The organism is Glycomyces sp. NPDC050141 (assembly GCF_055586545.1).
Genome location: NZ_JBVJHZ010000077.1, coordinates 1 through 7,558 on the forward strand (window position 1 = coordinate 1; position 7,558 = coordinate 7,558).

A 7,558-nucleotide genomic window follows, 5' to 3' on the forward strand; every position below is an offset into this window, starting at 1 on the left:
CCCCACCCTTCCCTACCCTCCCCCCCCCCCCCCCCCCCCCCCCCCCCCCCTCCGCCCCCCCCCCCCCCCCCCCCCCCCCCCCCCCCCCCCCCCCGCCACAATCACGGATGTCGCCCGAGACGGATAGGCTGGCGGGACACCAAGGAGACCCGGAGCCGACAGCGAGGAGCGACATGGACATGTTCGCAGGAGGAGACCTGCAGAAGATGCTGCAGCAGGCGCAGCAGATGCAGGCCGACATGATGCAGGCACAGGCCGAGCTGGCCGAGTCCGAAGTCACCGCCTCCGCCGGAGGCGGGCTCGTGAGCGCCACCGTCACCGGAGACGGCGAGCTCAAGGGAGTCAAGATCGACCCGAAGGCGGTCGACCCCGAAGATGTCGAGACCCTCGAAGACCTCATCCTCGCCGCGGTCCAGGCCGCCAACGCGGACGCCAAGCGCCTCGCCGCCGAGAAGATGGGCCCGCTCGGCGACGCCCTCGGCGGCATGACCGGAGGCCTCGGCCTCCCCGGCATGTAGGAATTCCGCCAGCGGGCAGCAAGCCGAAGCCGCCCTCAGGGGGTCGGGCACATAGGCCGGAACGGCCAGGGCCGCAAGGTCTTGGCGACAGGGGCGTACAGGGCCCGCAGGGCCTGGCGTGGTTGGCGCAATCGCGGGCCGCGCCGCATTCACATTGATCAAGAACGAGCCGCAGGAAAGAGAAGATCCTTGTACGACGGGGCTTTGGGCGACCTCATCGAAGAGCTGGGGCAGCTCCCGGGCATCGGGCCGAAGAGCGCCCAGCGGCTGGCCTTCCACCTGCTGGCCTCCGAGAGCGCCGATGTGGAGCGTCTGACCTCGGCGCTCGAGCGGGTCAAAGCCCAGGTGCGGTTCTGCGAGACCTGCGGGAACGTGACCGAGGCCGAGCAGTGCGGCATCTGCCGGGACCCGCGCCGGTCTGAGACGCTGATCTGCGTCGTCGAGGAACCGAAGGACGTGCTCGCGATCGAGCGCACCGGGGAGTTCCGGGGCCGGTACCACGTGCTCGGGGGTGCGATCAACCCGCTGGAGGGCATCGGCCCGGACGACCTGCGCATCCGCCAGCTCATGATCAGGCTCCAAAAGGGAGAGACCAAGGAGCTGATCCTCGCTACGGACCCGAACACCGAGGGTGAGGCGACCGCTACCTATCTGGCGATGCTGGTGAAGCCCATGGGGTTCAAGGTGACCCGGTTGGCGAGCGGGCTGCCTGTCGGCGGGGACCTGGAGTACGCCGACGAGGTGACGCTGGGCCGGGCCTTCTCGGGCCGGCGCGATGTCGACTAGTGGCTAGCCGTTCGCTGCGGCCCGGTAGTTGGGGCCGGGCGGGCTTGGGTGCGGGGTTTCCTGGGGGCCTTGGTTTGTAGTCGGGTCCGGCACTGGCGGTGACCGGGTGCTGCGCCTGGTGATTTTGGGTTGCGGTGGGGCGCAACGGGTTTCACTTCGGTGCGATCCTTACGATTTGGGTAACAATATTCGCCGAAACGGTCACGATCACATAACGCTTAACAGTGGTGTAACTCACCTGGTCTTAGGCTGTCTCTACCTCCGAATACCCAACGACCGACGGGTGAGACAACCTATGCGCACGCCACCTTCCCCAATCAGGCGCGCCCTCGCCGCAGCGGCAGGCGCCGCTATGGCCTTGGGCCTGTTCACCGCCTGCGGCTCCGATGGCGATGGCGGCGGCGACGCCGACACCGCCGAGGACTTCGACTTCTCGTGTCCTGAGCGCACCGACGGCGAACCCGCCGCCGATGCCGCCAAGAACGAGTCGCAGCCGTTCGTCTTCGGTACCCCGGGCGACCCGACCAGCCTCGACCCGATCCTCGCCTCCGACGGGGAGACCTTCCGCGTCAACCGCCAGGTCTTCGACACGCTCCTCGACGCCGACTGCACCGACACCGTCCCCGGTCTCGCCGAGTCCTACGAGCAGAACGAGGAAGGCACGGAGTGGACGTTCAACCTGCGTGAGGGCGTGACCTTCCACGACGGGGCGGCGCTGGACGGCGCGGCCGTGTGCAAGAACTTCGAGCGCTGGGCGAACTTCAAGGGCGGCTACCAGTCCCCGAACTTCACCTACTACTACTCCTCGGTGTTCGGCGGCTTCGCCGAGAACGACGCGGCGATGGGCATTGAGACCGAGTCGATCTACAAGGGCTGCACCGCAGACGGCCTCACCGCGACCATCAGCCTGAGCAAGTACACCTCGAGCTTCCCGGGCGCGTTCACCCTCGAGTCGCTCTCGATCATCAGCCCGAACTCGATCGACGCCGTCGCCGACGTCGCGATCCCCGCCGCCGACTCGCCGCTGCCGGAGTACACCCAGACCGTCGGCACCCTCGCCGGCACCGGGCCCTACAAGCTCGAAAGCTGGGACCACAGCTCGCAAGAGGTCGTGCTCACCCGCAACGACGAGTACTTCGGCGAGCCCGCCAAGGTCAAGACGATCATCTTCAAGACCATCTCGGACGAGACCGCCCGCCGCCAGGCCCTCGAAGCCGGCGACATCCACGGCTACGACCTCGCCGCTCCCGCTGACGCGCAGGCGCTCATCGACGCGGGATACAACGTCCCCGTCCGCGGCGTGTTCAACCTGCTGTACCTCGCGTACACGCAGTCCCATGCGCCCCTTGAGGACCACGCGGTCCGCGAGGCACTCTCCTACGCCATCGACCGCGAGCGCATCGTCAACTCGGTGCTCCCCGAGGGCGGCATGGTCGCGACCCAGTTCATCCCGCCGAGCCTCGCGGGGTACTCGGAGGACGTCGCCGCCTACGACTACGACGCCGAGAAGGCCAAGCAGATGCTCGCCGACGCGGGCGCGGAGGACCTCACCATCACCTTCTGCTACCCGACCGACGTCACCCGCCCGTACATGCCGGCGCCGAAGGACATCTTCGACATGATCTCCTCCGACCTGCAGGCCGCGGGTGTCACGGTGGAGGCCAAGCCGATCACGTGGGTCGACTACATCCCGACCACCCGCTCCGGCGAGTGCCCGCTGTACCTGCTGGGCTGGACCGGCGACTTCGCCGACCCGTACAACTTCCTGGGCACCTGGTTCGCCACCGAGTCCACCGAGTGGGGCTTCGACAACCAGGAGGTCTTCGACTCGATCGCCGCGGCGAACACCGAACCGGACGAGGCCACCCGCGTCGAACTGTGGAAGACCGCGAACGAGGCCGTGATGGCCGAGCTCCCGGGCCTGCCGATCTCGTCCTCGCCGCCGTCGATCGCGTTCGCGCCCGACGTGTACCCGCCGGACGTCTCCCCGCTGACGCGGGAGGACTTCTCGCAGGTCTACTTCACCACCGGCTCCTAATCGGATCGATTACAGCCGAATATGCTGCGCTACACCGTTAAGCGCCTCCTGCAGTTGTCCGTGGCGCTCTTGGGACTCTCGCTGCTGCTGTTCGCGTGGTTCAAAGCCCTTCCGGGCGGACCCGAGAACCGGCTGCTCCCCGAGAACGCCACGGACCAGCAGCGGGAGGCGCTGCGGGCCGCCCTGGGTCTGGACGAACCGGTCTGGACCCAGTACGGCGAGTTCCTCGGCCGGATCGTCCGCCTCGACTTCGGCTCGTCGCTGTCGAGCGGGCGTCCGATCGCGACGGAGCTCGCCGACCGCCTGCCCGCCACCATCGAACTCTCCTTGGCCGCCATGCTCATCGCCGTGGGCCTGGGCATCCCGCTCGGGTACCTCGCGGCGAAGCGCCGCGGCACCTGGGTCGACTTCGGCACCGTCTCCGGCTCGCTCCTGGGGACGTGCATCCCGATCTTCTTCCTCGCCGCCATGCTCAAAGTGGTGTTCGCGCAGGAGCTCGGGTGGCTGCCGACCACGTTCCGCCTCACCGCGGGCGCCGACTTCACCGAGGTCACGGGCCTGCGCGTGTTCGACGGGCTCATCACGGGCGAGTTCGACATCGCCTGGGACGCCGTGAAGCACCTGATCCTGCCCGCGATCGCGCTCTCGTCGATCCCGCTCGCCGTCATCGTCCGCATCACCCGGGCCAGCGTGCTCGACGTGGTCGGCGAGGACTACGTGCGCACTGCTGACGCCAAGGGGCTCAAGCCCTCCACCGTCCGCGGCCGCCACGTCATGCGGAACGCGATGCTCCCGATCGCCACGATCATCGGCCTGCTGCTCGGCAGCCTCTTCGCGGGCGCCGTGCTCACCGAGAGCGTGTTCGCGTTCGGCGGCATCGGCTCCTTCGTCTACCAGGCGACGACCGAGCGCGACTACCCCGCGCTCATGGGCTTCATCCTCGTCATCGCCGTGTTCTACGTGGTCATCAACCTCATCGTGGACCTCTCGTACGGCCTGCTCGACCCGAGAGTGCGGGTGCGCAAATGACCATCGCGAAAATCGAGAAGCTCGACCGGCTCGTCGAGGCCACCGCGACCGCACGGGACGCCCGCACCGGTTCCCTGTGGCGCCAGTCGGTCCGGCGCATGCGCCGCTCGCCGATGGCGATCACCGGCGCGGTCATCGTCGGCCTGTTCGTGGTCGTCGCGGTGGTCGGCCCGTGGGTCGCCCCGTACGACCCGACGGCGCAGACCTGGGGCCGCGAGGTGTTCCTGAACCGGAACATCTTCCCGGGCCCGCGCCCTGAGAACTGGTTCGGCCTCGACCATCTGGGCCGGGACATGTTCTCCCGCATGATCGTCGGTGCCCGCCAGACCCTCCTGGTCGGCGTCGTGGCCACGTTCATCGGCTTCGTCGCCGGCGCCTTCATCGGCGGCGTGGCCGCCGCTGCGGGCACCTTCGGCGGCCGCTGGGGCGAACGCGTCGAAGCGGTCATCATGCGCGCGGTCGACGTCGCGCTCGCGATCCCGATGCTGCTCTTGGCGTTGAGCGTCGCGGCCCTGCTGGGCCCGTCGCTGCGGACGGTGATGATCGCCGTCGGCGTCGCCCAGATCCCGATCTTCGCGCGCCTGCTGCGCGGTTCGATGCTGGCGCAGGCCCACTCGGACTACGTGCTCGCCGCAATCGCCATCGGCGTCCCCAAGGGACGGATCGTCGTCTCGCACATCCTGCCGAACTCGCTCGGACCGGTGATCGTGCAGGCGACGCTCGTGCTCGCGACCGCGATCATCGAGGCCGCCGCGCTCTCCTACCTGGGCCTCGGCAACCCCGACCCGGGCAGCGCCGAGTGGGGCACGATGCTCGCCGACGCGCAGCGCTTCCTTTCGGGCGCACCGCAACTGGCGATCTACCCGGCCGTCGGCATCATCGTCACGGCGCTCGGCTTCACCCTCCTGGGCGAGGCCATGCGCGAATCGCTCGACCCGAGGCTGAGGAGGCAGGAATAGTGGCACTGCTCGAAGTCGAAGACCTGCGGGTCGCCTTCGGCGCGTCCACCGCCGTCGACGGCGTCTCCTTCTCGGTCCCCGAAGGCAAGGTGGTCGGGCTCGTGGGCGAGTCCGGCTGCGGCAAGTCGGTGACGAGCCTGGCGATCATGGGCCTGCTCCCGAAGGGCCGGGGACGCAAGCCCCGCCTGCCGGTCCAGGCCGCCGCCGCGGAACCGGTCGGCGGCGTCAAAGCCGCGACGCCGCAGACCGTGGCCGCCGGCGGCAGGGGCCGCCGCGGCGGCGCCGACGTCCAGGGCCGGGCCGTCTTCGACGGCACCGACCTCCTCCAGCTCACTCCGGCCGCGATGCGCCGCCGCCGCGGCAAGGACCTCGCCATGGTCTTCCAGGACCCGCTGTCGAGCCTCAACCCGGTCGTCCCGATCGGCAGGCAGATCACCGAGGTCCTCGAACGCCACCGGGGCCTCAAGGGCGACAAGGCGTCCAAGGAGGCCGCGCACCTGCTCGACCGCGTCGGCATCCCCGACCCGGTCCGCCGCCTCAAGGAGTACCCGCACCAGCTCTCCGGCGGCATGCGCCAGCGCGTGCTCATCGCCATCGCGGTCGCCTGCGCGCCCAGGCTTTTGATCGCCGACGAGCCGACGACGGCCCTGGACGTGACGATCCAGGCGCAGATCCTCGAGCTCCTGAAGGACCTCGTGGAGACGGAGGGCACGGCGCTGCTGATGATCACGCACGATCTCGGTGTGGTCGCGGGGATCTGCGACGAGGTGAACGTGCTCTACTCGGGCCGCGTGGTCGAGTCCGCGCCGGTGCGCGAGCTGTTCCGTGCGCCGACGCACCCTTACACGGTGGGGCTGCTGGGTTCGATTCCGCGGCTGGACCTGCCGATCCACGAGCCGCTGACGCCGATCCGCGGTTCGATCGCGGACGTGATCCGCTGGCACGACGGCTGCGCGTTCGCGCCCCGCTGCGACCGCGTCACTGCTTCCTGTGTGGACGGTGAGCCCGCACTGGTGGGTGCCGTGCACGCCCACCGCTGCGTCATGGCCGAGGAGGTCGTATGAGTACCGATCGACCGGAGCCGCGCGTTCCCGCGCAGCGCACGGAGGAACCGGACTTGTCCACGGCCGCTTCGGCTCCCGTTGCGGCCCCGCTGCTCGAGGTCGAGGATTTGAAGGTCCACTTCCCGATCCGGCGCGGCATCGTCGTGGAGCGGACCGTGGGTCACGTCCAGGCGGTCGACGGTGTCGGCCTCTCGATCGATGCGGGCGGCACGTACGGTCTGGTCGGCGAGTCGGGTTGCGGCAAGACCACGTTCGGTCGGGCCGTGCTGCGCCTGGAGGAGCCGACGGCGGGTCGCGTCCGGCTCGGCGGCGACGAGGTGACGGCGTTGAAGGGCGAGCGTTTGCGCCGCTTCAGGTCGAAGATGCAGATGGTGTTCCAGGACCCGCTCGGTTCGCTCAACCCCAGGCACAATGTGGACATGCTGCTGGCGGAGCCGTTGAAGGTCCACGGGGTCGGGTCGAAGGCCGAGCGGCGCAAGCTCGCGGTCGAGACGCTCGACGCGGTGGGTCTGCCGAAATCGGTGCTGGAGCGGTTCCCGCACGAGTTCTCGGGCGGGCAGCGTCAGCGTCTGGGCATCGCGCGGGCGCTGATGCTGCGTCCGGACCTGATCGTGTGCGACGAGCCGGTGAGCGCGCTGGACGTGTCGATCCAGGCGCAGGTGATGAACCTGCTCGATGAGCTGCAGGACGAGTTCGGGCTGACGTACCTGGTGATCGCGCACGACCTGGCGGTGGTCCGGCACCTGTCGGACCGGGTCGGGGTCATGTACCTGGGCAAGCTCGTGGAGGAGGCGGATTCGGAGACAATCTACGAGCACCCGCGCCATCCTTACACGAAGGCGCTGCTTTCGGCAGTGCCGCAGCCGGACCCGGAGGTCGAGGCGAATCGCGAGCGGATCATCTTGAAGGGGGACTTGCCTTCTCCGGCGAATCCGCCTTCGGGCTGCCGGTTCCGGACGCGCTGCCCTTGGGCCGAGGACATCTGCGCCGAGGTGGAGCCGGAGTGGCGTGAGGCGGCGAGCGGCCACAAGGTCGCCTGCCACTTCGATCTTTAACTGAACTGGTGTGTGCGGCGGGGGGGGGGGGGGGGGGGGGGGGGGGGGGGGGGGGGGGGGGGGGGGGGGGGGGGGGGGGGGGGGGGGGGGGGGGGGGGGGGGGGGGGGG

The 7,558-nt window shown here is 69.5% G+C and carries 7 protein-coding genes; all 7 read left to right on the forward strand.

All coding sequences use genetic code 11. The features are described from left to right. The first annotated feature begins 179 nt into the window (after positions 1 to 179). The 7 genes from ACZ60M_RS25315 (at position 180) to ACZ60M_RS25345 (ending at position 7,449) form a co-directional block, all read left to right on the forward strand. Entirely contained in the window at positions 180 to 518 is a 339-nt protein-coding gene (locus tag ACZ60M_RS25315) for a YbaB/EbfC family nucleoid-associated protein (RefSeq protein ID WP_392968031.1), read from the forward strand. A gap of 189 nt (positions 519 to 707) precedes the next feature. Continuing rightward, the gene (gene recR, locus ACZ60M_RS25320) at positions 708 to 1,304 is read left to right on the forward strand and encodes a recombination mediator RecR (protein ID WP_465422010.1); all 597 of its coding nucleotides are present in this window, start codon (positions 708 to 710) and stop codon (positions 1,302 to 1,304) included. A 295-nt stretch (positions 1,305 to 1,599) separates the two neighbouring features. Next, positions 1,600 to 3,342, forward strand: a complete 1,743-nt coding sequence (locus tag ACZ60M_RS25325) for an ABC transporter substrate-binding protein (RefSeq protein WP_465422012.1) — start codon at positions 1,600 to 1,602, stop codon at positions 3,340 to 3,342. A 21-nt stretch (positions 3,343 to 3,363) separates the two neighbouring features. After that, complete coding sequence (locus ACZ60M_RS25330; RefSeq protein ID WP_465422013.1) at positions 3,364 to 4,371, forward strand: ABC transporter permease; 1,008 nt, start codon at positions 3,364 to 3,366, stop codon at positions 4,369 to 4,371. Then, positions 4,368 to 5,330, forward strand: a complete 963-nt coding sequence (locus ACZ60M_RS25335) for an ABC transporter permease (RefSeq protein WP_465422015.1) — start codon at positions 4,368 to 4,370, stop codon at positions 5,328 to 5,330. The genes ACZ60M_RS25330 and ACZ60M_RS25335 overlap by 4 nt, the downstream gene beginning before the upstream one ends. Beyond that, on the forward strand, positions 5,330 to 6,394 hold the full coding sequence (locus ACZ60M_RS25340; protein ID WP_465422017.1) for an ABC transporter ATP-binding protein: 1,065 nt from the start codon (positions 5,330 to 5,332) through the stop codon (positions 6,392 to 6,394). The genes ACZ60M_RS25335 and ACZ60M_RS25340 overlap by 1 nt, the downstream gene beginning before the upstream one ends. After that, positions 6,391 to 7,449 carry an ABC transporter ATP-binding protein gene (locus ACZ60M_RS25345; RefSeq protein WP_465422019.1) on the forward strand — a complete coding sequence of 353 codons (1,059 nt, stop codon included), beginning with the start codon at positions 6,391 to 6,393 and terminating at the stop codon, positions 7,447 to 7,449. The genes ACZ60M_RS25340 and ACZ60M_RS25345 overlap by 4 nt, the downstream gene beginning before the upstream one ends. The last annotated feature ends 109 nt before the right edge of the window (positions 7,450 to 7,558 follow it).

Bases quoted from the DNA above. Each gene is read 5' to 3' on its own strand.
- ACZ60M_RS25315 (WP_392968031.1), top strand. From the start codon at position 180: ATGTTCGCAGGAGGAGACCTGCAGAAGATGCTGCAGCAGGCGCAGCAG.
- ACZ60M_RS25325 (WP_465422012.1), top strand. From the start codon at position 1,600: ATGCGCACGCCACCTTCCCCAATCAGGCGCGCCCTCGCCGCAGCGGCA.
- ACZ60M_RS25330 (WP_465422013.1), top strand. From the start codon at position 3,364: ATGCTGCGCTACACCGTTAAGCGCCTCCTGCAGTTGTCCGTGGCGCTC.
- ACZ60M_RS25335 (WP_465422015.1), top strand. From the start codon at position 4,368: ATGACCATCGCGAAAATCGAGAAGCTCGACCGGCTCGTCGAGGCCACC.
- ACZ60M_RS25345 (WP_465422019.1), top strand. From the start codon at position 6,391: ATGAGTACCGATCGACCGGAGCCGCGCGTTCCCGCGCAGCGCACGGAG.